At 65.6% G+C, this 23,560-nt stretch carries 40 protein-coding genes; 24 read left to right on the top strand and 16 right to left on the bottom strand.

The genetic code is table 11. The features are described from left to right. Position 1 precedes the first annotated feature (1 nt). From C0R07_RS16705 to C0R07_RS19785, 16 genes are all read right to left on the bottom strand, one after another. On the bottom strand, positions 2–538 hold the full coding sequence (locus C0R07_RS16705) for a hypothetical protein (RefSeq protein ID WP_102789504.1): 537 nt from the start codon (positions 536–538) through the stop codon (positions 2–4). After that, complete coding sequence (locus C0R07_RS16700; RefSeq protein WP_102789503.1) at positions 538–849, bottom strand: hypothetical protein; 312 nt, start codon at positions 847–849, stop codon at positions 538–540. Before C0R07_RS16700 ends, C0R07_RS16705 begins: the two co-directional genes overlap by 1 nt. Positions 850–896: 47 nt before the next feature. After that, the gene (locus tag C0R07_RS16695) at positions 897–1,958 is read right to left on the bottom strand and encodes a phage major capsid protein (protein ID WP_102789502.1); all 1,062 of its coding nucleotides are present in this window, start codon (positions 1,956–1,958) and stop codon (positions 897–899) included. 213 nt (positions 1,959–2,171) lie between these two features. Further along, positions 2,172–3,248 carry a hypothetical protein gene (locus C0R07_RS16690; protein ID WP_102789501.1) on the bottom strand — a complete coding sequence of 359 codons (1,077 nt, stop codon included), beginning with the start codon at positions 3,246–3,248 and terminating at the stop codon, positions 2,172–2,174. A gap of 32 nt (positions 3,249–3,280) precedes the next feature. After that, positions 3,281–5,326: a hypothetical protein gene (locus tag C0R07_RS16685; protein ID WP_146027631.1), complete on the bottom strand. Its 2,046-nt coding sequence runs from the start codon at positions 5,324–5,326 to the stop codon at positions 3,281–3,283. Continuing rightward, positions 5,323–6,678, bottom strand: a complete 1,356-nt coding sequence (locus tag C0R07_RS16680; RefSeq protein WP_102789499.1) for a phage terminase large subunit — start codon at positions 6,676–6,678, stop codon at positions 5,323–5,325. Before C0R07_RS16680 ends, C0R07_RS16685 begins: the two co-directional genes overlap by 4 nt. After that, positions 6,665–7,072 (bottom strand): terminase small subunit, encoded by a 408-nt coding sequence (locus C0R07_RS16675; RefSeq protein ID WP_102789498.1) that lies wholly within the window; start codon positions 7,070–7,072, stop codon positions 6,665–6,667. The genes C0R07_RS16680 and C0R07_RS16675 overlap by 14 nt, the downstream gene beginning before the upstream one ends. A gap of 316 nt (positions 7,073–7,388) precedes the next feature. Beyond that, the gene (locus C0R07_RS16670; protein WP_102789497.1) at positions 7,389–7,802 is read right to left on the bottom strand and encodes a hypothetical protein; all 414 of its coding nucleotides are present in this window, start codon (positions 7,800–7,802) and stop codon (positions 7,389–7,391) included. Between the two features lie 32 nt (positions 7,803–7,834). Next, on the bottom strand, positions 7,835–8,311 hold the full coding sequence (locus C0R07_RS16665; RefSeq protein ID WP_254427887.1) for a RusA family crossover junction endodeoxyribonuclease: 477 nt from the start codon (positions 8,309–8,311) through the stop codon (positions 7,835–7,837). Beyond that, positions 8,299–8,676, bottom strand: a complete 378-nt coding sequence (locus C0R07_RS16660; protein ID WP_102789496.1) for a Ref family recombination enhancement nuclease — start codon at positions 8,674–8,676, stop codon at positions 8,299–8,301. The genes C0R07_RS16665 and C0R07_RS16660 overlap by 13 nt, the downstream gene beginning before the upstream one ends. Next, complete coding sequence (locus C0R07_RS19965; protein ID WP_167390400.1) at positions 8,673–8,831, bottom strand: hypothetical protein; 159 nt, start codon at positions 8,829–8,831, stop codon at positions 8,673–8,675. The genes C0R07_RS16660 and C0R07_RS19965 overlap by 4 nt, the downstream gene beginning before the upstream one ends. Next, entirely contained in the window at positions 8,828–9,295 is a 468-nt protein-coding gene (locus C0R07_RS16655) for a recombination protein NinB (RefSeq protein WP_102789495.1), read from the bottom strand. Before C0R07_RS16655 ends, C0R07_RS19965 begins: the two co-directional genes overlap by 4 nt. A gap of 2 nt (positions 9,296–9,297) precedes the next feature. Then, positions 9,298–10,776, bottom strand: a complete 1,479-nt coding sequence (dnaB, locus tag C0R07_RS16650; protein ID WP_102789494.1) for a replicative DNA helicase — start codon at positions 10,774–10,776, stop codon at positions 9,298–9,300. Continuing rightward, positions 10,773–11,579: a hypothetical protein gene (locus C0R07_RS20065; protein ID WP_217350033.1), complete on the bottom strand. Its 807-nt coding sequence runs from the start codon at positions 11,577–11,579 to the stop codon at positions 10,773–10,775. The genes dnaB and C0R07_RS20065 overlap by 4 nt, the downstream gene beginning before the upstream one ends. Before the next feature lie 78 nt (positions 11,580–11,657). Next, entirely contained in the window at positions 11,658–12,026 is a 369-nt protein-coding gene (locus C0R07_RS16640) for a hypothetical protein (RefSeq protein ID WP_174704366.1), read from the bottom strand. 291 nt (positions 12,027–12,317) lie between these two features. After that, on the bottom strand, positions 12,318–12,542 hold the full coding sequence (locus tag C0R07_RS19785; RefSeq protein ID WP_146027630.1) for a hypothetical protein: 225 nt from the start codon (positions 12,540–12,542) through the stop codon (positions 12,318–12,320). 100 nt (positions 12,543–12,642) lie between these two features. Here C0R07_RS19785 and C0R07_RS16635 point away from each other — a divergent pair, with 100 nt between their 5' ends. From C0R07_RS16635 to C0R07_RS16525, 24 genes are all read left to right on the top strand, one after another. Beyond that, positions 12,643–13,314: a LexA family transcriptional regulator gene (locus C0R07_RS16635; RefSeq protein ID WP_102789493.1), complete on the top strand. Its 672-nt coding sequence runs from the start codon at positions 12,643–12,645 to the stop codon at positions 13,312–13,314. Positions 13,315–13,391: 77 nt separating this feature from the next. Beyond that, positions 13,392–13,691, top strand: a complete 300-nt coding sequence (locus C0R07_RS16630) for a hypothetical protein (RefSeq protein WP_102789492.1) — start codon at positions 13,392–13,394, stop codon at positions 13,689–13,691. Positions 13,692–13,833: 142 nt separating this feature from the next. Continuing rightward, positions 13,834–14,055: a hypothetical protein gene (locus C0R07_RS16625; RefSeq protein ID WP_102789491.1), complete on the top strand. Its 222-nt coding sequence runs from the start codon at positions 13,834–13,836 to the stop codon at positions 14,053–14,055. 3 nt (positions 14,056–14,058) lie between these two features. Further along, a complete protein-coding gene (locus tag C0R07_RS16620) occupies positions 14,059–14,424 on the top strand; it encodes a hypothetical protein (RefSeq protein WP_102789490.1) in 366 nt (121 codons plus the stop codon). 1 nt (position 14,425) lies between these two features. After that, the gene (locus C0R07_RS16615) at positions 14,426–14,776 is read left to right on the top strand and encodes a hypothetical protein (protein WP_102789489.1); all 351 of its coding nucleotides are present in this window, start codon (positions 14,426–14,428) and stop codon (positions 14,774–14,776) included. Further along, complete coding sequence (locus tag C0R07_RS19960) at positions 14,773–14,937, top strand: hypothetical protein (RefSeq protein ID WP_167390399.1); 165 nt, start codon at positions 14,773–14,775, stop codon at positions 14,935–14,937. The genes C0R07_RS16615 and C0R07_RS19960 overlap by 4 nt, the downstream gene beginning before the upstream one ends. Then, entirely contained in the window at positions 14,927–15,355 is a 429-nt protein-coding gene (locus C0R07_RS19780) for a hypothetical protein (RefSeq protein ID WP_146027629.1), read from the top strand. Before C0R07_RS19960 ends, C0R07_RS19780 begins: the two co-directional genes overlap by 11 nt. 109 nt (positions 15,356–15,464) lie before the next feature. Next, positions 15,465–16,232, top strand: coding sequence for a hypothetical protein (locus C0R07_RS16605; RefSeq protein WP_102789487.1), 768 nt, complete (start codon positions 15,465–15,467; stop codon positions 16,230–16,232). Beyond that, complete coding sequence (locus tag C0R07_RS16600; protein WP_102789486.1) at positions 16,229–16,417, top strand: hypothetical protein; 189 nt, start codon at positions 16,229–16,231, stop codon at positions 16,415–16,417. Before C0R07_RS16605 ends, C0R07_RS16600 begins: the two co-directional genes overlap by 4 nt. Further along, the gene (locus C0R07_RS16595; RefSeq protein WP_102789485.1) at positions 16,407–16,634 is read left to right on the top strand and encodes a hypothetical protein; all 228 of its coding nucleotides are present in this window, start codon (positions 16,407–16,409) and stop codon (positions 16,632–16,634) included. Before C0R07_RS16600 ends, C0R07_RS16595 begins: the two co-directional genes overlap by 11 nt. Before the next feature lie 127 nt (positions 16,635–16,761). Continuing rightward, a complete protein-coding gene (locus C0R07_RS20315; RefSeq protein ID WP_102789484.1) occupies positions 16,762–17,283 on the top strand; it encodes an HNH endonuclease signature motif containing protein in 522 nt (173 codons plus the stop codon). Further along, positions 17,280–18,224 (top strand): recombinase RecT, encoded by a 945-nt coding sequence (locus tag C0R07_RS16585; protein WP_102789483.1) that lies wholly within the window; start codon positions 17,280–17,282, stop codon positions 18,222–18,224. Before C0R07_RS20315 ends, C0R07_RS16585 begins: the two co-directional genes overlap by 4 nt. Then, positions 18,221–18,997, top strand: coding sequence for a lambda exonuclease family protein (locus tag C0R07_RS16580; protein ID WP_102789482.1), 777 nt, complete (start codon positions 18,221–18,223; stop codon positions 18,995–18,997). The genes C0R07_RS16585 and C0R07_RS16580 overlap by 4 nt, the downstream gene beginning before the upstream one ends. After that, positions 18,997–19,218 carry a hypothetical protein gene (locus C0R07_RS16575; RefSeq protein ID WP_102789481.1) on the top strand — a complete coding sequence of 74 codons (222 nt, stop codon included), beginning with the start codon at positions 18,997–18,999 and terminating at the stop codon, positions 19,216–19,218. The genes C0R07_RS16580 and C0R07_RS16575 overlap by 1 nt, the downstream gene beginning before the upstream one ends. After that, a complete protein-coding gene (locus C0R07_RS16570; protein ID WP_102789480.1) occupies positions 19,215–19,445 on the top strand; it encodes a hypothetical protein in 231 nt (76 codons plus the stop codon). Before C0R07_RS16575 ends, C0R07_RS16570 begins: the two co-directional genes overlap by 4 nt. Further along, positions 19,442–19,663 carry a hypothetical protein gene (locus tag C0R07_RS16565; RefSeq protein WP_102789479.1) on the top strand — a complete coding sequence of 74 codons (222 nt, stop codon included), beginning with the start codon at positions 19,442–19,444 and terminating at the stop codon, positions 19,661–19,663. The genes C0R07_RS16570 and C0R07_RS16565 overlap by 4 nt, the downstream gene beginning before the upstream one ends. Then, the gene (locus C0R07_RS16560) at positions 19,660–19,935 is read left to right on the top strand and encodes a hypothetical protein (RefSeq protein WP_102789478.1); all 276 of its coding nucleotides are present in this window, start codon (positions 19,660–19,662) and stop codon (positions 19,933–19,935) included. Before C0R07_RS16565 ends, C0R07_RS16560 begins: the two co-directional genes overlap by 4 nt. Then, positions 19,932–20,189, top strand: a complete 258-nt coding sequence (locus C0R07_RS16555; RefSeq protein WP_102789477.1) for a hypothetical protein — start codon at positions 19,932–19,934, stop codon at positions 20,187–20,189. Before C0R07_RS16560 ends, C0R07_RS16555 begins: the two co-directional genes overlap by 4 nt. Next, positions 20,186–21,190, top strand: coding sequence for a hypothetical protein (locus C0R07_RS16550; RefSeq protein WP_102789476.1), 1,005 nt, complete (start codon positions 20,186–20,188; stop codon positions 21,188–21,190). Before C0R07_RS16555 ends, C0R07_RS16550 begins: the two co-directional genes overlap by 4 nt. 204 nt (positions 21,191–21,394) lie before the next feature. Beyond that, the gene (locus C0R07_RS19955; protein WP_167390398.1) at positions 21,395–21,547 is read left to right on the top strand and encodes a hypothetical protein; all 153 of its coding nucleotides are present in this window, start codon (positions 21,395–21,397) and stop codon (positions 21,545–21,547) included. Beyond that, positions 21,540–21,734, top strand: coding sequence for a hypothetical protein (locus C0R07_RS16545; RefSeq protein WP_102789475.1), 195 nt, complete (start codon positions 21,540–21,542; stop codon positions 21,732–21,734). Before C0R07_RS19955 ends, C0R07_RS16545 begins: the two co-directional genes overlap by 8 nt. 310 nt (positions 21,735–22,044) lie before the next feature. Then, the gene (locus tag C0R07_RS16535) at positions 22,045–22,227 is read left to right on the top strand and encodes a hypothetical protein (protein ID WP_102789473.1); all 183 of its coding nucleotides are present in this window, start codon (positions 22,045–22,047) and stop codon (positions 22,225–22,227) included. Positions 22,228–22,242: 15 nt separating this feature from the next. Continuing rightward, entirely contained in the window at positions 22,243–22,488 is a 246-nt protein-coding gene (locus tag C0R07_RS16530; RefSeq protein ID WP_102789472.1) for a DUF4224 domain-containing protein, read from the top strand. A gap of 2 nt (positions 22,489–22,490) precedes the next feature. Next, positions 22,491–23,519, top strand: a complete 1,029-nt coding sequence (locus tag C0R07_RS16525) for a site-specific integrase (protein WP_102789471.1) — start codon at positions 22,491–22,493, stop codon at positions 23,517–23,519. The last annotated feature ends 41 nt before the right edge of the window (positions 23,520–23,560 follow it).

Below are 23,560 nucleotides of genomic sequence, written 5' to 3'. Positions count from 1 at the left end.
CTTACTCGGTGTCGCTGCCCTGGTCGCCCAGCGCCGCGTTGATGGCGTCGATGACGCCCTTGCGGTTCTTGCCGGCCTTCTCGATCTCGGCCAGTTCGTGCAGCTCTTCGTCGGTCAGGGTGTCGAGCCCGTCCCTGATCTCGTCGACGGTCTTGCCGGCGAGGGTCTGCAGCTCGGTGACCTGCTCTTCCTCGTCTTCATCGCGATCGTTGCCTTCGGTCTCGACCGCTTCGTCCTTGGCGGCCGAGATGCTGCTGGCCACGGCCTTGGAGAAGTCCTGCTTGTTGCGGTAGGCGTACTTCAGGGCTTCGGCACCTTCCGGGGTGCGGCCGTACTTGTTTTCCAGCCCGGCGAAGACTTCGTGCTCGTCGAAGTTCTTGACCTCGACCGACTCGCGCTTTACCTCGCTGATGGTCTCCGGCGGGTACAGCTCTTCCAGGATCGGCAGCTCGTAGTCGAATGCCTGGACGGGCAGCTTGGTGGTTGCGTCGCGGTCGATGACCAGCGTCAGCAACAGGAGATTGACGATCTTGGCCATTACTGGATGCCCTCCAGGGTGATCGGCGCCGTCGCGGCAGTGCCAGTGCGGATGAAGTCCGGCAGGTCGGCGATTTCGACCACCGGGGCCAGGTTGGCCGCCGCGCTCAGCACGGTGAACCAGCCCGAGCTGCCCGCCGCAGGGGTGCTGCCGTCGGCCGGTGCTTCGTGGCCCTGCAGCAGCACGCCGGTGGTCACGGCGGTATTGGCGCCCAGGTTGGCCAGGCCCTCGCGACCCCAGCCGCCGAGCAGCGGGGTCTTGTTGAGCTTGACGATGGTGCCCCCGGTCGGGAGCGTCTTCACGTTCGGCATTTCAGGTCTCCTGCCGGCGAGGAACATCCCCGCCGGCCTTGGTGGGGTCAGGCGATCGAGAAGACCGCGTTGCTGTTGCGCTTCTTCATGGTCAGACCGTAGTGCGCGGTCATGCCGAAGTAGTGCGTGTGGCGGTCATACACGCGCGGCGGCGTGCGGCGGATCATCCAGCGGCCCTTTACCGGGCGCAGCTTGAAGGTCTTGCTGTTGAGGAAGTAACCGCGCTTCTTCCACGGCACCGGCAGCGTGCCCAGCAGGTCGTCGAGCGCGTCGAAGGTCGGGTCCCACACGATCGGCACGCCCTTGAAGGCCAGCGCCTTGGTGGACGGGTCCAGCGTGACGCCGCCGGTCGACGACTGGCCGATGGTGATCTGGCGGCTCATGACCTTCAGTGCGTCAGCATTGATGGCGTCGTACATCTCCGAACCCACCGGGATGAAGTCCGGCGCGCCCTGCTTACCGTAGGCAATGGTCTTGCGCCACAGCGTCTCGAGATGGGAGATCAGGTTGCCGGCGGTGGCCGTGCTGATGCCGATGTCGGCGAAGTTGCGCCAGTAGGTGGTCGCCGCAGCGTCGATACCGCCGATGGTGCCCACGTTCGGCGTGGTGCTGACCAGCGCGTCCAGGCCCGGAACTGCCTTCGGGTTGGCCGAGCCGTCCAGGTGGACTTCAATGTCCCAGTTTTCCTGGAAACCATCCTTCAGCGTGGTCCAGTTCTCGTCCAACAGGTTGACGATCTGGATCTTCTCGGCTTCGCTCATGACCGCGTTGCGGTCATCGGTCAGGATGATGCCGTTGTTGGCCAGCTCGGTTTCGTTGAGCGTGAAGCCGTCGAAGGCCTCGTACGCCTGGAACGGCGCCAGCCGGGTCGTCTTCTTGCGGTTGTAGGTGACCTGGTCGTCACCGCTGTAGTTCTGGTAGTTCGAGTCGTTGGTGTAGCGAATCTTCTCGTTGAAGACGCCATTGCCGAAGACAGAGTCCTGGCGGTTGCGCAGCAGCCAGTCGGCGAACGGGCGCTGGGTGGTGAACTGATCGATGGGATCGTTGGTGGCGTAGGACTGCATCTGGGTGTTGGCACCAGACAGCAGCTGTGCGGGGGTAAGCGGCATAGGAGAAACCTCGGAAGGAAAGGGCCGACCCGTTGGGGCCGAGGGTCTTTCCGCGTTCCGAGGGCGCGAGGCTCGTTACAGCGCTACCGGCGGCGAACCCGGCTTACGTCACACGCGGGGCGGCTGGTGTGCCGCTCGGTGGTCAAGATGCCAGCGCGGGAAAGGCTGTCAATGGCGGTGAAAAGAGAAAGGGGCCTTTCGGCCCCCTTCGTGTTACTGCCCGCGCAGGCGGGCCTGTTGCACACCCAGCTCGAAAGCGTTCTCCGGCGTGACCTTCGGCGCGAGCGGTGCACCACCGGCAGGGCGCGTCGGGTTGTTCGGCGCCCGCGGCGGTGCTGCGGCGGGGGGCGCTGCGACGGCGCCGACCGGCAGCCGCAGGTAGGCGTTGTGGATGGCCTGCTTCCACTGGCTCGGCGGCAGTGACTGCTGAATGATCTCGATGGCAGGAGTGAGCAGCGGCATCTTCTGGTCGAACAGCGGATCGTTGGCCCGCAGGCCGATGCCCAGCTCCTGCACCGAGGCAATGCCCAGATCGTATTCCTGATCCTGCTGCACACGCTGCTGCTGGGTCTGCACGTGGTTCTGCTGCAGTGCCCCGGCCTGCCGGTGCTGAACCAGCTCCAGGGCCACGTCGCGAGTGATGTCGCCCGAGGCAACCCGCGTGGCCAGGTCGGCGTGCGCGGCGATCGGGTCGAAGCCCGGCGCCTCACGGCCGAGCTGCTTGCCCAGCCACTGCAGCTCGCCCTGCATGCGGTCGTAGGCCTCGCCCATGCGAGCCGGATCGCCGGAATTGATGTCCGACAGGTAGCGCAGCGCGCCGCCGAACTGCTCGGGGCTGGCCCCGGTGCTTTCCACCGTCTGCTCCCACTGGCTGACGCGATCGCGGAAGCCGCTGGCCTCTTCCAGGCGCTGGTTGAGCTCGCGGAAGCGCTCGGCCGCGCGGTCCTTCAGGCCCAGCTGCTGCACTTCCTCGTCGACGGTCGGCGGCTTGGCGGGCGGCGCATCTGCCGGCGGCGCGGCCGGTGCACCTGCAGGCGGAGCTGCTGGGTCGACCGGCGGCTGCCCATCGGCGGGGGGTGCTGCTGGATCAGCGCCATCGGGGGCATCGGGGGCCGGCGGCAGCGCATCCTCCTGGGCTTCCTGCGCGCGTGCTGCTTCGACGCCAGCGGTAAAGGCGTCCACCTGTGGTGCCTCGGGCTGCGACGGCGCCTCAGCGGCGGCGGGGGCACCCTGCGTGTCGGTCGGGGTGGTGTCCGGCGCGGCCGGGGTGTTCTGGTCTTCGATAGTCATGGTGGAACCTCAGTTGGCGGCGGGATGGCGGGTCAAAGCGGTGGCGCGACCGGGCCGGCAATCGGCGCCGGCGCGGGTGCCGGCTCTACCGGCGGGGGAAGGAGCTGCTGCTGCGGGTCGCCCATCGGCAGGCCAGCCACGGCCGGGGCAGCTCCAGGCAGCGGCATGGCACCCATGGCAGGCACCTGCGGGATGAAGGAATAGGCGTCGATCGAGGTGTCACCGGTGCGCTCGATGGTTTCGACCATGAGCTGTTCCAGGCTGTTGGCGATATCCAGCGGGGTCGCGCCGCGCATCTGGCCGATGGTCACTACGGCCTCCTGCAGCTGCGGCAGGATGGCGCCCCACTGCTGCCGGCGCAGGTTCGAAGCTGGGCGGCCGGAACTGCCCGCGCGAATGTCGACCGACACCAGAGCGGATACCAGGCTCGGCAGCGGCGCGTTGAACCACAGCGCCTCAGGGCCGGCGATCTCTGCCGCTTCATCCGGCGACAGCCCGGCGGGTGACATGGCTACCTCGGCGGTGAACTGCGCCACGTCGCCGAGCAGGTCGTCCAGGCTGTCGCGGCTGTAGCCCAGGCGGGACTCGGTGCCCTGCTGCTGGATATCGGCCTCGGTGGCCGTCTTCGCGGTCTGGATGCTGGAGGACAGCGCCTCCTGGATGCCCCAGATCAGTTCCAGCTCCGAGCGGATCGGCGCGGTGTCGTACAGTGCCCCGTCGATCTGGTTGTACTGAATCGGGAACAGCACTTCTCGCGAGCCCTGCCCCTTCAGGTCCAGGCCGACCATCTCGCTGGTGGTGGCGCCTTCGAGCTTCAGCGCGTCTTCCACTTCCAGCGCGCCGCGGTCGAACCCCATCTTCGGGATCGCGCGGCGGCGATGCTCGCGGTAGTTGGTGCGCGTGCGGTTGTACTCGTCCAGCAGCGAGCGCGAGCGGTCCACCAGGGACTGCGGGTGCCGTTCCCCATCCACCCACAGCGGCGCCCACTGGAAGAACGAATAGAAGCGCGTGCTGGCCTGGTCGGGCTGGAACGGCGCGCGCAGGTAGCGGCGCAGGCCGGGGGTGACGGTGTGGATCATGCCGGTGCGGCGATCCCAGATTTCCCAGACGCACAGGAACCGCGGACCGCTATCGCTGCCCTGCCCGGCTGCCGTCGCATTGCGGAACACGTCGGCATCGGACTCGCTCATGCCCTCCTGCACCGTGGCGAAGGGCGCCGGCTCCCGGCCGCGCTTGGCGTGGTAGAAGGTCTCGGCCTTGCCCAGCTCATCCCGCAGCTCGGGGTAGGCGGCCAGGCCGTCCTCGTATGGCAGGAAGGTGCGGTGCGCGATCCAAGGCGCGACGGTGTAGTCCTTCAGCGTGGCCACGTCCATGGACACCTGGATGTCCTCCCCGCGCACGAAGTCGGCGACGAGGCCGTTGAACACCACCTGCTCGACCTGGGATTCCAGCGCCTGCAGCTGCTGGTTGTATTGGGCGCGCAGAAGGTCGGGATTGGCGGCCGAACCTTCGGTCAGCTCGGCTTCGATCGAGGCGACCGCCTGCAGCTTCTTCCGCAGGTCGTCGATGCGCTGCTCGGTCATCGGGTCGCGCTCGGTCTCCCGGTGCCAGGCTACCTTGACCCAGCCGATGCCGATGCTCAGGCCCGAGCGGACCATCGCGTCCATGCTGTGTTTCAGGCGCCCTTTGCGCCACAGCGAGGCGATGACGATCTCCAGGGTGCGGCCCACTTCCTTGGCCTGCTTCACGCGGCTGGACCCCACTGACTCGGCAGGCACCACCGCCGGCTCCGGGTCGCGCGCGTACAGGAAGGACGTCAGCAGGTTCACGTAGGTGCCGGCGATGGGCACGGACACGTTGTAGGCCTCGTCGACCAGGTTCCGGCAGTAGCGGCGGTCCAGCGCGTAGCCCTTGCGGGCGTCACAGTCGAAGTCGCGCGATTCCTTCAGCAGCTTGTGCCAGTTGGCGACATCGGCCTCTTCCTGCAGCAGCGCCTGGGCCTCCGCTTCACGTTCGGCATCGGCGGCATCCTGGGCCGCCATGGCATCCATCAGGCCGTCGGCGGGCAGCATGGTCACAGGGCATTTCTCCTACGGTCGGCGTTTGACGGGAGGCCGGAAGACTCCAGCCAGGCCCGGCTATAAGGCTTCAGGCCAGAAGGCCGTTCAATGGCTCCACGGTCGCGCGCGCTTACTGCGGCGGGATACCTGCCATGAATGAAGTAGCCGAGCGCGTCCGGCGGGTGATCGAAGCCGGTTGTCTTGTCGGGCATGCCGTTGGCGTCGTAGGGCTGCTTCTCCAGCGCCTCGGTGAGCTTCGGGCAGCGGCGCACGTTGACCTTCAGCCGGCGCCTACCCTTGGCGTTGCAGAGCATGGCGTTGACGCTGACCACGCGCGCGCGGATGCGGGGGTTGGCTGCGGGCTTCACCACGCTCATGCCGCGCTCGACGCGCAGCAGGCCCAGGTCGGAGACGCTGGCGTTGTTCGTGTGGGTGCTCTCCCCGCTCGCATCGGGGTAGATCGTCATGCGGTGGCCGGGGAACTGATCCTTCAGCGCCTGGATCATGGCCGGGGTGTCACGAATGCCCGTCAGCTCGTCCAGCGCCATCGGCTGGTCGTCCCGGATCACGCACACGATCGCAGTCATGTTCAGCACGTTGAAGTCCATGCCGATGTGCAGGTGCTCACCCTCCTGGATCACCTCGTCGGTGGCATTGCGCGAGCGGGAGAACACGCTGTACACCGAGCCGGTTGTCAGGTTGACGAACATGCCGTCGATGTAGGCCTGTACCAGCTGCGGCGGGTAGCTCTCGTACAGCGACCGGATGTAGTCCTCAGGCAGGTTCACCTCGTTGTCGTAGGTGCTGGCATGCACCAGGCCGTAGAGGGCCTTCAGCTCCGGCCGCTCGCTCGGCATCTGGTGGAACTGCTCGTAGACGAAGTTGAACCCCTCGGGGGTGGTCGTCACGTCGATGCCGTTCTGCAGCCCGTCAGCCTTCACGCGCAGGCGGGCAATGATCTTGCGCCAGGCGTCTTGCGCCTTGCGCTTGTTCATGGTGTCGATCTCGTCGACCAGCGCCTGGCCGATCTTGAAGCCCACGATGCTGGACGGCTTCTCCATCGAACGGCAGATGATCGTGCCGCGGTACTGCCGTCCGGCGTACAGGCTGACTTCCTTGTTCGACTCGGCGATCGAGGCGCGCAGTCCCCAGTCGTGGGCCACCTCTTCGATGGTCGGGTAGAAGATGTCGCGGATTTGCGGATAGGTCGGGGCGAAGTAGCCAGCCGGAATCCTCGGGTGCTCCCACGCATGCCGGCACAGCGAGCCGCAGCCCACCCAGGTCTTCCCTGAGCCGAACCCGCCAACGAAGGCGCGGAACTTGTGCGGAAGTTGCAGGAACGCTGCCTGCGGCTCGTTAAGGGTTGGCATTCTTCCGCCCGCTGATGATCTCGATGCGCACGGCGGCAGGCACAGGCGTGTCGTCTGGCTCGGCGCCCTTCTCCAGGCCGGCCAGCTTCGCCTTGCCCATCGTGGCTTGGACCATGGCGGTGCCCTGCTTCTTGCGCTTGGCCACCTGCCGGGCTTCTTCCAGTTCCTTCAGCAGGGTGGCGATGGTGACCGAATGCCCTACCAGAGCTTCCGCCCTCAGCTCGGAAAGCCTTGCGGCGATCTTGGGGTTATCCAGCAGTTCCTTAGCGGATCGGTTCACCGTCTCAGGTTTGGCCGCCGTGGTGCTGTAGCAGAGCCGATAGGCCTCGCTGGCGTTGCCCGTTTCCAGATACCGCTGGCAGAAGGACTCTTGCTTCGGGGTCAGGGCGCGCATGCCTGCGCACCTCGTTGGAGCTGCCGATTCCCGAGGGCATGGACGTCACCAGGGGGGCAAAGCCCCTGGCCGCCGCAACGCGGCTCACCTCGTGTCGGCTGCACGCTGTTGTCGACACCTGCGTGCTGGTCGTCCCGGATTGCCCCCCGGGTGGGGTTGAGGTGATCGCGCCAGTACGGCAACGGGCTGCGGTCCACATCCGGTACCGACCCATCGGGGCGGACGATGCTTGCACGCAGCAGTTCGGTGGTGGTCAGCGTCTGGCGGTCGCTCATGCATGCTGTTATCCCAGCCTGAGCGATGCGATCAATGGCGATCAGGCTACGGCCCAGAATTCCAGCTGCGCAGGTTCGCGGATGGACGGGGCCTGCTCCCACCCGTAGTGCTCCCGGATGTCTTCGGCCACCTGGTCGATCGATGGGAAGCTGACGCGCTTGCCGTCTGCGGTGTCTGCCCCGTACAGGCCGAACAGCCAGTCGCTGTGCTCGCGCAGCATGCCCTCGCCGGCGGCCGACCCGATGCGCAGGGCGAAGATGGCCTGCCCGGGGTCACCGAACACGTAGCTGCCTTCCCCCTGCGCATTGCGGATATCGCGCACGCGGGACAGCACGGCCCTGGCCACCGCCAGCACCTGACCTTGGTCTACGACGGCCACGGCCACCGCGCCGCGCCGGAACTGCCGGTGCGGGGCTGCGTGCCTGGTCGGCTTCTGGGATTTGGCGTTGCCCATGGTCGTCTCCGCTGCGCTCGTGCCGTGGTGTTTCAGGCGGCCGCTTCGCCGAACAGCGAAGGGGCCGGGGCCAGGTGCTCAATCCCGACTTCCAGCCGCGCGCCCTTCTCGTCTGGCTCCATGCGCTCCAGCACGATGCGGCGCAGCTGCTTGTCATCCGCCCAGGCGATGCCGTTCAGGGCATCGGACAGCACCTTCTCGCAGTTGCCCAGGTCGATGCACATCACGCTGTCGTCCCAGGTATGCGGCTCCTTCCTGGCGCGTCTGGCCCAGTCCTGCGGCCGGTTCGGGTACAGTTGTACGTGCAGAAGCACCCTGCCCGGCGTTGCGCTGCTCAGCCCTGCTGCAGCTGCTATGACCCCCACCTCGCGACGGTACTGCTCGGCCTCAGGGGTCACGTATGTCATCGCCCGGTACTTCGCGGTCCCCTTCACCCGGATGATGCGGGTCGCCCAGTAGCGGTTGGCGCTGATCGGATACGGCAGGGTGAGGTGAGTCATGCTGCCCATGAGGTCTTCTCCAGGTGCTTTTCGATCAGGGTGTTCTGCAGGTCCAGCAGGTAGTCGTCGTTGCCGACCTCCTGCCTGAAGCGGCGCGGCTGTTTGGCGTAGGACGGGCCGAAGAGCTGCTCGCAGGTGTCGGCGCTCATGCCGTTGAAGGGCTCGCCGCGGTGCGACCACGGGTTCAGGCCGATGGTGAAGTCGTGCCCTCTCCGCTTCTGGCCGTGCTTGCCGCCGATGGTCAGGTGGTGGACCTCGCAGGGCACGAAGCCAAGGCCCAGCGCCTGCGCGATGACGCAGCCGATGTCCTTGATGGCGTCCATGCGCTGCTGCTGGGATGCAGTCGGGGTGCTGGTGCTGCGGCCGCGCTTCATGCCGCCACCTGCACAGCATCCCAACCAAGCATGCTGGCCAGGGTTTCAGCTTCGCCCTTGGTTGCCATCCAGTGCGAGGACCAGACCACTTGGCCCGCTGCATCCACCCCGTTGATGATCCAGCTCTTCGCGTATCCCCAGACGAAGTACTTCATGCTGCAGCCCTCGATTCATCCGCGATCCGCTGATCGCGCAGCGGCGCCACGTCCCGCAGCTTCACGTCGTTGTCCACCGCCCACCACTGGGCGAAGGTGATCAGCTCGGCCATGTCGGCCACGGTCATGCGCCGGGTCTGCATGGCAAGGTTCACGATGCTGGCCCCGTCCAGCGAGGGCACCACGTCGCCCTGCCTGCGGTCGCTCTCGCGCGCCCAGGCGTCCACCAGCAGACGCTTCCAGCCCTCGGCATCGATGTGGCGGTCGGCCCACTGCTTCTGCTGGGCGATCTCCCCGCAGATGGCGTGGAACATCGCGTTCTGCTCCAGGCTGCGGGTGGGCTTGTACTGCTTCACGGTGACGTGCACGTCCTGGCCGCACTCCAGGAAGCTGCAGGCGAACTGCCAGGCCGCGGCCATTCGGGTGCGCGCATCGCCGGCGCGGAGGATGAAGGTTCCGAGCATTGTCAGTCTCCTTGGGCCAGTTCTTTGCCGCTCTTGCGGCGACCGCGCGGGACATCGAACCCGTCGCCGTCGTCATCAGCGGAGGCGCGGATCGCGGTCCGCAACGTGTAGTTCGGCTTGTCGCCGTGGTAGTTCTCGAAGCGGCTGCACTCGAGGTGGTGCCGCAGGTAGGCGGTGCCCGTCTCGCCCTGCCGGTTCTTGGCGAGGATGAATTCCGACACGCCTGGCGCGCCGCACAGGTCCTTGGTGTAGTAGTCGTCGCGGTAGAGCATCGCGATCACGTCGGCGTCCTGCTCAATGCCGCCGGACTCGCGCAGGTCAGCCATCACAGGGCGCTTGTCGGTGCGCGTTTCCACGCCGCGGTTGAGCTGAGACAGTGCGATCACGGGGCAGCCGAGGTTCTTGGCCAGCTGCTTCAGCGTGCGGGAGATGTACGAGACCTCCTCCGTTCGGTTGCCAGCCTTGGCCGGCCCGGACAGCAGTTGCAGGTAATCGACCGCGATGATGCTGAGCCCACCACTGACCTTGGCGTGCATGCGCGATGCTCGAGCGACCAGCGAGTCCACCGGCAGCGACCCGCAGTCATCGATCGCCAGCGCCAGCCCGTGAAGGTGGTTGCGGGCGATGCTGAGCTTGTGCCAGTCCTCGTCGGTCAGCTCCCCTTTGACTCGCATGCGCGACAGCGGGACGCCGGAATGCATGCTCGCCAGCCGCATCAGCAGCTGCCGGCGGCTCATCTCCAGGCTGAAAACGGCGGCATTTTTGCCGTGGTCGGCAACGCTGTAGACCCACTCCAGCATGTTGGCTGTCTTGCCCATCGACGGGCGGGCGGCCAGGATCATCAGGTCGGTCGGCTCCAACCCGGGCAGCTTGCGCGCCACGTTGTGCCACGGCGGGACCAAGCCAAGATCGGCTGTGCCCTCGAAGCGGGCCTCCATTTCAGCCCACATGCCCGGCAGCTCGCTGCGCACCAGCAGCAGCCCGCCGGTACCGCCCGCCTGAACGCTCAGGTTGGCGAACTTGGCGGTGGCGCTGGCCACGAGGGCCTCGGCGTCTTCGTCGGCAACCTCATAGGCTTCGTTGGTGATCTCGCCGGCGCGTTGGATCACGCCGCGCAGCAATGCTTTGTTCCGCACCACCTGCGCGTATGCCCGGATGTTCGCTGCCGACGGCACGGTGCTGGCCAGCTCGATCAGGTAGCCGCCATCGGCGACCAGCTCCAGCTTGCCGTGGTTCTCGAACCAATTGGCCAGCAGCACCGCATCGAAGGGCTGCTCACGGTCGGCCAAGTCGCAGATGGCCTGGTAGATCATCTGGTGGTCGCGGCGGTAGAAGTCCTGCTCGGCCAGCAGGTCGCGGACCTCTCGCAGCGCTTCCGGGGCCAGCATCAGTCCGCCGAGGACCGATTGCTCCGAGTCGACCGAATGCGGCGGCACCGGCAGGTAGGCGTAGTCGTCGCGGTAGGCAGGCTGGGCGCTCATTCGACCTCCGCCTGCTCACGGACGCGCTCGGCGTCACGCTCCCGGGCCAGCTGCACGCCTGCCGTGGTCAGATCGCAGGAGCCGGTATCCGGGAACCACCAGAGCTTGAACCAGTTCCGGCGCACGGCGTCGCGGAAGTGGGCACGCCAGTCCTTCTGCATCCGGCCGTCGGCGCGATGCCGGGCCGAGAACTCGCGCCATGCCAGGTGCAGGTAGTCCTTCGGGATCCCCGTGTCGTTGGCGAACGTGAAGATCGGATCGTTCTTCGGGATCGCCGATTCGCCAGCGGCCTGGCACTGGTCGAGGAACGCCGAGAACGTGATCTTCTCCCGCTTCCGTCGACCCGACTTCTGCCCCTCGGCGTCAGCCGGGGGGGTTGGGGGGTTCTTTTCTTCTTCTCTTCTCTTCTCTTCTCTAGTCCGCTTTTTGTCCGCTCCGGATGCGGACGCCGGTGCGGACATATTGCGGACGCTCTTCTTCCTGTCTGCGTCCTGTGCACGGCGCTTCGCCGATGCCCCGTTATGGTCGTCAAACCTTGGTACGACAAGGTTTTCGCCGTCTTCGAGCATCCATTCCACGGCGATCATGGCGGCCGAAAAGCCCGGCCAGCCGATCAGGTCGTCCAGCACGACGGGCGAGTAACCGACCAGCGTGCCGTCGTCGGAATGCGCATCGAACAGGCACCAAACCGCGTGCAGTCCCCCGATGACGCGAAGCCTGTCCGCTTTCAATGCGGACGCGATGCGGACAACTTTCGGACTCGTTGCGAGGTTGGAGCGCATCTTGATCCAGTCACCGGCCATGGTGACCTCCCAAGAGCGACAGGCAGGCTGCGGTGAACCACAGCATGCGGACTACCACCATGGCCTTCTCAGTCGCGTTCATGGCCACTTGATCCCGAGGCTCTGGGCCAGCGGTGCCATGGCACGGGCCAGGTTGGTGAACTGGGCGATGGCCTCGGCGTGCTGGGCTTCCGGGCAGGTCAGGTACTTCTCGATCAGGTAGTGCACCGGGGACACGTCACCGGTCTCCTTGATGTAGCGCTCCAGCTCGTCGATCGTCATGCCGCGCGGCTTGCCGGACGTGTCCCCGCCGGCCAGCTTCTCCGACAGCTTGGACGGTGCCAGATCCATCTTGCCGGCCACGGCGACCACGCCGCCGTTGTGCTGGACCTGCACCAGCAGCAGCTCGCGCAGGCTCCTTGATGTGTGGGTGAGTCCACCCTGGTAAGTGATGCTGAGGTGTCGCATGGGTGCCCCTTTGCGGTTCTGGGGAAGCTGGGGGACGACGTGTTCCCCGGGATTCCCCTGGATGGTTCTGAAAATGGCCGCACCCCAACGGAGTGCAGCCAGTGTCGAAACGTGATCAGTCAGCCGAAACCAACGTCCTCACGCTCGTGCGGAGTGGAGGTAGGTGCTTCGTCCTGAAGCGGGTGGGACGGAAAGTGCAGGTGAAGCCAGTGGTCCAGCGGAGGCGCAGCGCGGTGATCGGCAGCGGCACCGTGGTGCCCTTCCCCACCGGTGGCCGGTGAGGTGGTCATGTCAGGCAGATGCAGCGGAGGATTTGCGGCGGCGGGAGGGCTTCGGGGCGAAAACGTCAGCTCGAGTGACAAGCGTGTACGGGGGAATTCCCCGGTACTTCCAGTTCTGAACTCGCTGCGTGCCTTTGGGCATGTCGAAGCCCAGCTTTCGCGCGACTTCGGCGGGTCCACCGAGCGAGTCGATCAGCTCGGCATCCTTGTGCATCGGGGTGGTTGGCTGGTTCATGACGCGATTAAACGTCATGTTTAATGTAGAGTCAACACCGCGTGTAACAACGCCGCGTTTAGTCGCTAGACAATGCGGCATGTCATCAATGCACCCATCTATGAAGCGGCTGTACGCCGCGGCCGCCCAGCTCGACCCTCCTGTGCGAGGCCAGTCTGCGCTGGCTCGGGCGCTAGGCCAGTCCCCCCAGACCGTGAAGAATTGGGAGAGCCGGGCAACCGGCGTATCCGCAGCAGGAGCGCACAAGGCGCAACAGGAGCTGGGTGTCAGTTCCACCTGGGTGCTTTCGGCGGAAGAGCCGATGTTCGTAGCCGGTGCACCTGCCAGCGTCGCGACCATTGCGACTGCCGGTGACTATGTTCGCGTTCAGCAACTGGATGCGGAGGCGGGCATGGGAGGCGCAGTGGAGAATGCTGATTACCCGGAGGTGATCAGGGCCATCGATTTCGAGCCGGGGTACATCCGCAGCATCATCGGGTTCGTGCCCGCTCCTGGACGCCTGAGGCTGATTACCGGCACTGGCGACTCCATGCAGCCGGTCATCCAGCCAGGCGACACCGTGGTGGTGGATACCGCCGTCACGTTCTTCGATGGCGATGGGCTGTACCTGATCAACATGGGCAATGGGCAGCAGATCAAGCGGCTCCTCGATCGCGGGCTAGTCTATGTAGCAAGCGAAAACAAGAGCTATGGCGATCCTTTCCCGGTGCCAGAGGGGACCGTGATCGGGGGCAAGGTGTACCTGCGAAACAGGATCGAGCGCTTCAACTGAACCAATAGAGTGGTAACGCCTGCCCGCAAGGGGCTCCGGGCAGGAGATGGAAAGGCCCTACCTCAAGGAAGTGAAGCATGAAGATCAAGATGGCAATAGGTATAGCTCTGGTTTCAATGACGCTGTCAGGCGGGGCAGCCGCTCAGCAGTACGTGAACGGGTACACCCGCGCTGACGGCACGTACGTTAACGGGCACTATCGATCCCAGTCGAATTCGACCAAGCTGGACAACTACTCAACCCAAGGTAATCAGAACCCGTACAACGGGAGGAATGGGACGGTCGATCCCTACAAGCCCACGAGCAGTAACCCGTACGGTAGCCCGTACAACCAGCCTCGGACGCGACAGCGCCAGCCGACCGGCTACGGATACTGAACAAGGAACCCCGCTTCGGCGGGGTTTTTTTGTGGACGAAGCTTTTTACACATAAATATTAAACACCGTGTTGACTTTGGATTAAACGCTATGTTTAACTAGCCCCGTCGGCCCACACCGGGCCATCCAACGGGGCTCCACCATGGACATCGCAACCGCCACCCAGCTGATCGCCGACTACCGCGCTGCCGACCTGATCGGTGATTCGGTTGCTCAGGCCGCCAAAGCCGCCATCCGCCAGCCGACTGTTTTCGGCGACGAGCTGAACGATTCGAACCGTGGCCGCCTGCTCTCGCTGGTCTACGGCATCCGCACCTCGTCGCCGGTCTACACCGGCCCGACCTTCACCGTGCTGGAGGCCTGAGCGATGACCAGTAAGCACAGCCCCGGCCCGTGGAGCTTCCAAGATCACGGCAGCCTGATTTTGGACGCCCGCAGCGGCTCTTCTCAGACCCTTGTGGCAAAAGTAGAGGTGAACACCTATCGCGATGAGGGCCGGTACAACGCCCACCTGATCGCCGCCGCGCCGGAGCTGCTGGAGGCTTGCCAGACGTTTGCAGAATGGCTGCGCCGCGAGGAAGCGGGCAGCGACGGTCAGCCGTGGGCGGGTAAGCGCGGCACGCCCGAGGGTGAGGCAGCTTGGCGCGCGTGGTGGGAAGAAAACCTTCGCATCTGCAATCTGGCTCAGGAACAAGTCCGCGCCGCTATCACCAAAGCTGCCGGGGAGGCCTGACATGTCCCTCCATACCGCCAATGACCTGCACCGCAACGCCCAGCGCAGCTGGGACGACCGGGAAGATCCGCGCTTCGACTCCGAACTGGCCGCCGAGCAGGCTGCTGACCTGGTACCGGCCCTGCGCGCCGACCCGGCAGCGTGCCGCGAAGCCGAGCAGTGGGTGGCCGGTTCGTTCGACGGTGAGCACTACACCGACGTGACCTTGGCGCTGCACCAGCTGCACCACACGGACCCGTCGGACCTGATCGACTCGCCGCTGCTGGCCCAGCTGTACGCGCTGGCTGCGGTTGAGGCTGCGGCGATGGACGAGCAGCTGCTGGAGATGGCGACTCAGCAGGTGGCGGCATGAACGCGCCTGCCGACACCAAGGGTAATCGCCAGAAGTACCAATACCGCATCGCTTTCGGAGATGGCGACTGGACGATCTGGGTAACGGTCGAGCGCCACCACTGGGAAGACATCAAAGAGTCCGAAACCACACAGAAGAGGGTTGTCAGCCATGACGCTTGATACGACGGGTGATCTGCCGGGTGGTATTGAAGCCGAAATTGCGCGGCTTCGGACTCAGGCGAATGCCTGGGAACAGGTGTGGGCCGCACTCATGGAGCACGCGCCGTATGGATGGCGAGACTTTTCGAAGGTGGGGGTCGAATCGGCTGTAAACGCTATCCGGTCCATGGCCGTCAGCCATGGCCTGCAGGGATACAGCGGCTACGTGGACGCCTTCTACGAGCTGGCAGGAATGCTGGAAATGGGCGCTCAGCCCATCTCGCCCAAGCATGCGTGGGAAACGCAGATGCGCCCGAAACTTCAGGCGATTTTCGAGCTGATCGAAGCCTGTGAGTGGCGTGAAATTGATGAGCACGGCTATGCGCCTGCGGTCGCAGTTTCGCGAGCCCTCGCCCGCGTCAAAGGCGGTGCCGCATGACCGCCGCCGACCGCGCCGCGCACCGCTACGCCATCGGCCACATGGCCGCCTACTTCCTCGCGTTCTTCCTGGGAGTCCTCTTCACCGCTATCTGCCAAGGAGTGCTCACGTGAGCCTGTACAACATGCTGTTCGGAAGGAATCCGAAGTCTTCGCTGCTGCTAGCTGTGATCGGCCTGCGTGAGAACGACGTTGAGCGGCTGCGTGATGTGTCGGTCGCCGATGACGGCAAGATCGAGGTCTACACGCGGACCGGCGGGGGCAACCGCGAGGACTACCCGAACCTGAAAATGCGCCGCGCGCCGGGCTGGGCTGGCAGCGTGGATGACGAATTTGACTGCACCTACTGCACGGACACCTTCGAGGTTCCGGCGGAGTGGGCTGCTGATGTTGCTGGTCTCGGCGATGTCCTGACCCATGGACTGCGTGCTGCCTTCGTCCAGCATTTGGCGAAGACCCTTCGGCGCGAGCCGACCGAGGATGACCTGCGGGCAAGCGCCTTCGAGTCGGAGAAGGGGAAGCTCGCCGCGACCGCGCACATCAAAGCGAATGGACACACCTTTGTTCCGCTGTCGGACCCGGCGATGGAGGTGGCGTTGAAGCTGGCGGAAGCCAACGGGGGCCAGCTGCTCAGTTGCTGGGGAATCATGCCCTTGGCACTCGATGTGAGGCAAAACCTCGTCCCGTTCCCGAACGCCGTTGACCCGAAGGTCAAGACGTCGCTGACCAGGGCCGAGATCGGCTACAGCTTCAAATGGGAGATCGACACCGAGTACTGGGCGCACTGCGTCGAGCGCTTCTCGGCGGACTACCCGCTGACGATGGCGAAGATCGGTGAGTCCGTCGATAGCCACCTGGCACGGCAGGCCCGGCAATGACCGACACCGACTTCATCAAGGCGATGCAGCAGGGCCTGCCGCCCATTCCGCCGCCGACCACGCCCGGTCTGTCCGTCACCGAGTACCGCATGGACGGCGTGCTGCTGGGCAACGCGGATATCGAGATCAACAACCACGAGGCCCTGTGGGGCATCTGCGCAGAGGAAATGAACGATGAGCAGTAATACCTCGCTGGCGATCCTCGACCAGATCGCCCACGACGCCAAGCAGCGCGACGACGTGATCACCGTATCCCGCTGCGCGCTGCTGAGCCACTTGCTCGCGGCTCTGGTTGAGGCCGCCGAGGAAACGGTGGATGACCACGACGTAGGCGCCATCTGGGGCCACCAGATCGAGCAGCTGCGTGCCGCCATCGGGCGAGTAAAGGCAGGGCAGGCCTGATGCGCCTCCTGACCGCCACCGGCTGCCGCAGCTGGTCCGACTTCGCCGCCTGCGTTGCCTGCTACGCGATCGTCGCCGCCCTCGGGTGCGCGATGTGCTGGCCGAACTAAATCAAGCCAGGAACCTCATGAGTCCAAATAGAGAATATTTGTTAGACCACTTTGCTTATGAAGGTGGCCATCTTGTCTGGAAGAAATCGCCAGCAAGGCGAGTGAAAGTTGGGGATAGGGCTGGATGCCAAAAGAGCGACGGTTACACCTTGGTGAAGATAGGCGGCATTCAATACAGGGCCCATCGACTAATTTTCCTTCTATGCGAAGGCTGGCTGCCAGATCGTATAGACCATAGAAACGGGAACCGTTCTGACAACCGCGTCGAGAACCTTAGGGCGTGCACAAGTGAAGAAAATGCGCGAAACCGCAGGGTAAATAAGACGAGTAGGACCCAGCTGAAAGGTGTTCGTTGGAACTCGAAAAAACGCCGCTACATGTCACGGATATGTAAAGACGGGGTTGTCCACGACCTAGGTCTTTTCGTTACCGCTGATGCCGCCGCTCGCGCATACGACCAAGCAGCCGTGGAATTGCACGGCGACTTTGCATCAACAAATTTTTGCATGCCCATTCCAATCCCAGCAGAGCAGCCATGAACGAAATCGTCACCATCGACCAGTCCATCTACGGCACGCGCGACTCGTTCGTCTCGGTGCTGACGGACCGTTCCATCAACTTCGACCGTGAAGCGGAATTCGCGCTCCAGTCGCTGTACGGCAACAAGTCCGCGATGGAAGTCGCGATGAAGAACCGCAGCTCGGTGATCGCCGCCGTGGTCAACATCGCGGCCATCGGCATCAGCCTCAACCCAGCCAAGAAGCAGGCGTACCTGGTACCGCGCGACGGCAAGATTTGCCTCGACATCAGCTACATGGGCCTGATGGACCTGGCCATCGACTCCGGGTCGATCCGCTGGGGGCAGGCCGAGCTGGTCTATGAGACCGACACCTTCGCCCTCAACGGGGTGGATCAGCAGCCCACCCACCAGCGGAACCCGTTCGCGAAGGATCGGGGCGAGGTAGTGGGCGTCTACGTGGTGGTCAAGACCGCCGACGGCGACTTCCTGACCGACACCATGAGCCGCGAAGAGATCGACGGCATCATGAACCGCTCGCAGTCGGTGAAGTCCGGCAAGTCCTCGCCGTGGAAGACCGACTGGGGCGAGATGGCGAAGAAGACCGTGGTCAAGCGCGCCTACAAATACTGGCCGAAGACCGAGCGTCTGCACACCGCGATCCACCACCTCAACACTGACGGCGGCGAAGGCTTGGCCGTGCTGAGCGGCCAGCAGACGCAGCAACAGGCAGCCATCACGCAGGCGCTGTCCGCGGAGCAGGAGGCCGAGCGCACGGCGCTGTATGCCAGCCTGCAGGACATCGCCACGGGTGGCCTGGAAGCACTCGGCCAGGCGTGGGCGAAGCTGACCCCCCAGCAGCGCAAGCTGATCGGCGGCGGCGGGCTGGAAGCGCTGAAGGCCGAGGCCGAGAACGCCGGTACCGACGTGATCGAAGGCGAAGCCAGCGAGGTGACGCCGTGATCGTCCTGCCCTATGAGCAAGGCAGCATCGAGTGGCACCGCGCCCGCGCCGGTGTGATCACCGCCAGCATGTTCGGCATGGCCCGCAGCCGCGTCGGCGAGCTGGATGACCGGCAGCGGCAGTACGTCGATGCCGTGCTCGCCGGCATGGCTCAGAAGGACGCCGCGCAGGCGGCCGGGTATAAGGCCCTGCCGAAGTCCGCGATTATCGAGAGGGCGCTGGCTGGCGAGCCGGTCGGCGACTTCAGCGAGGCGTCGAAGAACTACGCCTTCCGCCTGGCCATCGAGCGCATTGGCGGGGAGCCCCTGGACGAGGGGTTCGAGACGTTCGCCATGCGCCGCGGTCACGAGCTGGAGCCGCTGGCCCGTGCCGAGCATGAGGTGCAGTCCGGCCTGCTGGTGAAGCGTGCCGGGTTCGTGCTGAGCGACTGCGGCAACTACGGCTGTTCGGCCGACGGCCTGATCAACGATGACGGCGGCAGCGAGTACAAGGCCTTCATCAACCCGGAGAAGCTGCGCACCTTCCACGTCGACAACGACGCGAGCGAGGTGTTCGAGCAGGCGCAGGGCTGCATGTGGATCACCGGGCGGCAGTGGTGGCACATCGGGCTGTACTGCCCGGCGCTGGAACCGGCCGGTAAGCAGCTGTGGTGGCGTCGGTTCGAGCGCGACGAGGCTTTCATCGCGACCATGCGCGACGACCTGGAGCAGTTCCGCCTGATGGTGGACGGATACGAAGCCAAGCTGCGCCAGCCGATGCAGGTGGCCGCCTGATGGACGTTCGCCTCTACCCCTGCCACGCCAAGTCCACCCGCCGCGCCGGCCTGGCACGTGCGGCCCTGTTCGCCCACGTCGTCGAGGGCAAGAGCTATACCACGCGGCAGATCGCCGACCGGCTGGATATCTCGACCGGCGCGGCGCTGGAGCGGGCCAAGCGCGGTCCCTTCCCCCTCACCTGGCACTCGCTGCAGCAGTCCCGGCTGGTGAAGTCATGAGCCGCAAGACCTGCACCGGCTGCTCCCGCTGCCTGCCGCTGGAGTCCTTCCCCAACGCGGGGAAGCGCGGCAAGGAACCGACCTGCTTCATGTGCACCAACGACGCCCGCCGCCTGCGCACGCCGCTGCCGGCGATCAAGCGCGACCCGGCCCTGATCCGGATCAACAACACTTTCAACCTGTGGCATGGGCCGGTGAGCCGCACGCCGCTGAGGATCGCAGCATGACCAGCATCCACGTAAAGCCGCTGTTCGACACGCCGACCCGGCAGCAGAAGGAAACCGAGTCGCGCGCGATCGCCGCCGACCTGGAGCGCTTCCGCAAGGCTGGCGGCCGAATCGAGATCCTCGGCACCACGCCGATCGACAAGACCGGCATCAGCCGCTGGCAGGTCGTCGAGGGTGGCGCTGATCGGCGCAAGGCCGCGAAGGGAGAGAAGGCATGAGCAGCGAATTGGAAAGCCTCGCCGAGAAGCGCGGCTACGGGAAAGGCTACGCCGCCGGCAAGCGGAGGGCGGCAAAACAGGCCCGCGCGGAGCATCAGGCCCAGCGCAATGCGGCCCGGTTCGACCGCTTCATGTGCGCGGCCATGACTGGTTTGCTTGCGGGTGCGAAAATCTGGAAGTCGGGGGGGAAAGCCGACTCGACCCCTGCAGATTACGCGGACACAGCAGCCGACATCGCGAAAGCGATGATGAGGAAGGGGTATCGGCCATGAGCCGCCAGCTCACCCGCCGCGCGCCGCAGCGTAACGGCGGCTTCTCCTGGGGCCGCTTCCCGATGGGCGACACCGGGATCGTCTGCTACCGCCTCTTCCGCCGTGACCTGACCGGCGCGGTGCACATCCAATCCCTGCACTTCTACCCGCACGACCAGCGCCCCGCCGTAGCCCTCGCCCTGCGCGAGGCGTGCCACCGGCTGCGCGATCGCGTCGACGAACTGGACCTTGCCGCACTGGGAGTGACCGCATGAACACCGAACGCACCGAGAAGTTCGTCAACGCCATCGCCTGCGACCTGGAGGAAGGCGGGTTCCGGCAGGTCAGCGGCACCACGCTGCGCCGGACGCTGGCCACCGCCGTGAGTGCGGCGCTGCCGCTGCTGGCCGATACCGGAATTCCGGCATCGCAGCCCGCAGAGCTGGCCGAGCAGCAGGGGGTATCCGGAGAGTGGGGCGGATCTGAGTATTACCGTCGCTTGTTACTGAAGGCGGTGGAGATGCTGACGCAAATCAGCCTCCGCCTTGGCCTGGAGCCGAACTCTGATGGCGTCGAGCCGATGTTGGCGGCGATTGACGCCCTCGCCGCAACTGGCAAGCAGCAGGTTGGCGAGGTGCAGGGGGATGCGCGGGCGCAGTTTGAGGTGTGGTGGGCCGAGAAGAATGCTGACCTTGTCGGCGTCCAACTGGCGCGCGATGAAGAAACCGAAATCCAGCGGAACAAGGCTGCTCGCCTCGCCTGCTGGTTGGCCGCATGGCAAGCCGCCCTCGCCGCCCGCCAGCCGGTGGCACAGGAGCCGGTAGGTTTCCAGATCATGCGCCGCTCGGCAGACGACACCTGTTTCAACGGCCGGTGGGACAACCCGCCCTTAGACCGCGAGTACTACTTGAGCCGACCCGGCACGTATCGGATTCGGGACATTTACACCGCCCCGCCCGCGCAGGGCATCGACCCTGGACAGTTGCGCGGCTGGCTGTGCGCCACGACCGATGGCGTGGCCACCGACTGGACGATGGAGGAAGACTCGCGCGCTCGTTTCGAGCGCATGGGCCGCACCATCGAGCCGGTCTTCGCCGCTGGCCCTGACGTGCAGGGAACCCGGCAGGACCACCTGCTGGATAGGCGGAACCGGCTGATGAACAGCTACGGCAACGGTGATCGCGAGGATGCCGCTGTTGATGCGCAGATCGCCCAGGTGGACGCTGAGCTGGCTCTGATCGCCCAGCGCGATGCAGCGCCGGGGGTGGGGTCGTGAGCGGGGTGACCTGGGCCGTGTGCAGAAACCAGCGATCCGTCACGGTGTTCTGCCTGGACTGCCGGGAGGTGCTCCACCAGCACGCGCCGATGGTTGGGGCCTTGGAACTGAAGATGGCAGCGGAAGCCAGCCATGACTGCGCGGACATGCTGGCACCGCCGCCGCCGGCGACTGACCTGTTCGGCTTCCCGATGGAGCAGGCCCATGGCTGACCTTGCCGTCCTCTGGCTGACGAAATACCTGGTGTTCGCGCTGATCGTCGTCTTCGGCCTGGGCGTCCTGTGGCTGCTGGCCGCTGCATGGCGCGCCGTGCGCTGGTGCTGGCGCCGGGCTGTGAGGCAGGTGTCCCATGGCTGAGCCGATCCAGGACCACCGCGTCACCGGCCGCGAGCTGGCCAGCCTGTCCGGCGTCGACATTGAGCGCGCTCGGCCGGCGACGGTGCGCACGTGGCAGGCGCGCGGGCTCGCCCTGCAGGCGCTGGCCCGCGGCGACATGGCCGAGGCCGAGAAGATCGTGGCGCATGCCACTGGCGGTGCTCGATGACAGCCTGCAACACGCTGAGCGTGTCCGCCCTCGATGAAGACGAGTACGACCGCCGGAGGCTGCCTGGCGCGTATTCCCAAACGATCCATCACATCCGGGCGTTGAGGAAGGAGCTGGATGCCATGCGATCGCGTGGACGCGCCGGGGATAGATTCAGGGCCGCCAAGCTCTCATGGTTCATCAGGAACAACGAGCGCTATGCCCAACAGCTACGTGCCCGCGCTGCACAGCTCGGGGTGAATGGATGCGAATCCAGCGATGCAATCGCTCCACGCCCCACCCAGATGCTTGCACAGATGGAGCTGTTCGCATGACCGCCCAGCTCTTCCCCCGCGAACCGCGCCGCATGAAGCAGCCGGCCAAGGACCTGCTGCGCGAGCAGCTGTCCACCGCGGCCGACCGGATCATCGAGCTGTCGGCCGAGAACCAGCGCCTGCGCGACTCCGCGCACCAGGCGATCGAGCAGCTGCTGGCTGCCGCGCCTACGAACTGACAGGAGAAAATCAACATGGCCAGGCAGAGCAACGAGGCCACCACCACGGCGGTGTGCCTGTCACGCGAAGAACTGCGGGACCTGTGCGGCACGCCCTACAGGGAGAAGCAGCTGGAGTTCTTGATCCTCAACGGGATCTCGCACTACAAGGGGCTGGATGGCCGGCCCCGCGTGCTGTGGTCGACGCTGGAGGGTGCCTCTGATGCGTCCGTAGCGAAGGCGGTAGCGATCGCAGAATGGAAGCCGAACAAGGTGGCATGAGCATGGGCAGGAAACCGAAGAACGCCGGGGCGATCCCCCGGTTGCGCCAGCGGAAACAGAAGTCGGGGGTGGTGTTCTATTACTACGATCGCGGGGGCAAGCCGCGCGTCGAGATTCCGCTGGGCAGCGACTACGCGCTGGCGATCAAGCAGTGGGCAGAGCACGAGGGCGGTCGCAAGGCTCAGGCCGTGGCGGTAGTGACCTTCCGGATGGTGACCGACTCCTACCGCCGCGAGGTGATGATCACCAAGGCTGCGCGCACCCAGGAGGACAACCGGCGCGAGCTGGACAAGCTGCTGGGCTTCTTCGATGACCCGCCCTGCCCGCTGGAGGCCATCACCCCGTTGCGGGTGCGGCAGTACCTGACGTGGCGCACGCGCGGCGGCACCGGCATGGTGCGCGCCAACCGGGAGAAGGCGCTGCTGTCGCACATCTGGAACTTCGCGCGCGACAAGGGCTACACCGCGCTGCCGAATCCCTGCGCCGGCATCAAGGGCTTCAAGGAGACCGGCCGCGACGCCTACATCGAGGACGACCAGTACCAGGCCATCCGCGCCGCGGCCGACCCGGTGGTGCAGGACGCCATGGAGCTGGCCTACCTGATCGGCCAGCGGCCGGCGGACGTGCTCAGCCTGACCGAGATGGACGTTCGCGACGGGGTGGTCAACATCAAGCAGGGGAAGACGAAGGCCAAGTTGCGCATCGCCGTAGAGGGTGAGCTTGCGGTGCTGCTGGAGCGCCTGCACGCGCGGAAGGCCGGCCAGGCCGTGCACAGCACCTACCTGATCATCAGCGAGCGCGGCGAGCCGGTCAGCGTCACTGCCATGTCCAGGCGCTGGGCGAAGGCGTGCGCGGTGGCCGGCATCGAAGGGCTGCAGTTCCGTGACCTGCGCGCGAAGGCGGCAACCGACAAGGCCGATTCGGCCGGCGATATCCGTGAGGCGCAGCGGCAGCTGGGCCACACGACGGTGGCGATGACCGAGCACTACACGCGGCAGCGGCGCGGGCAGAAGACCACGCCGACCCGGTAGGAAATCGCTCCGCAACGGATTTGGCAGCCTTGTGCCGCAAC

The sequence above is a fragment of the Stenotrophomonas bentonitica genome, assembly GCF_002887735.1.
GTDB classification, from domain to species: Bacteria; Pseudomonadota; Gammaproteobacteria; order Xanthomonadales; family Xanthomonadaceae; genus Stenotrophomonas; species Stenotrophomonas bentonitica_A.
The sequence above is the reverse complement of the archived record's forward strand: the minus strand, read 5'-3'. Positions and strand labels throughout refer to the sequence as shown.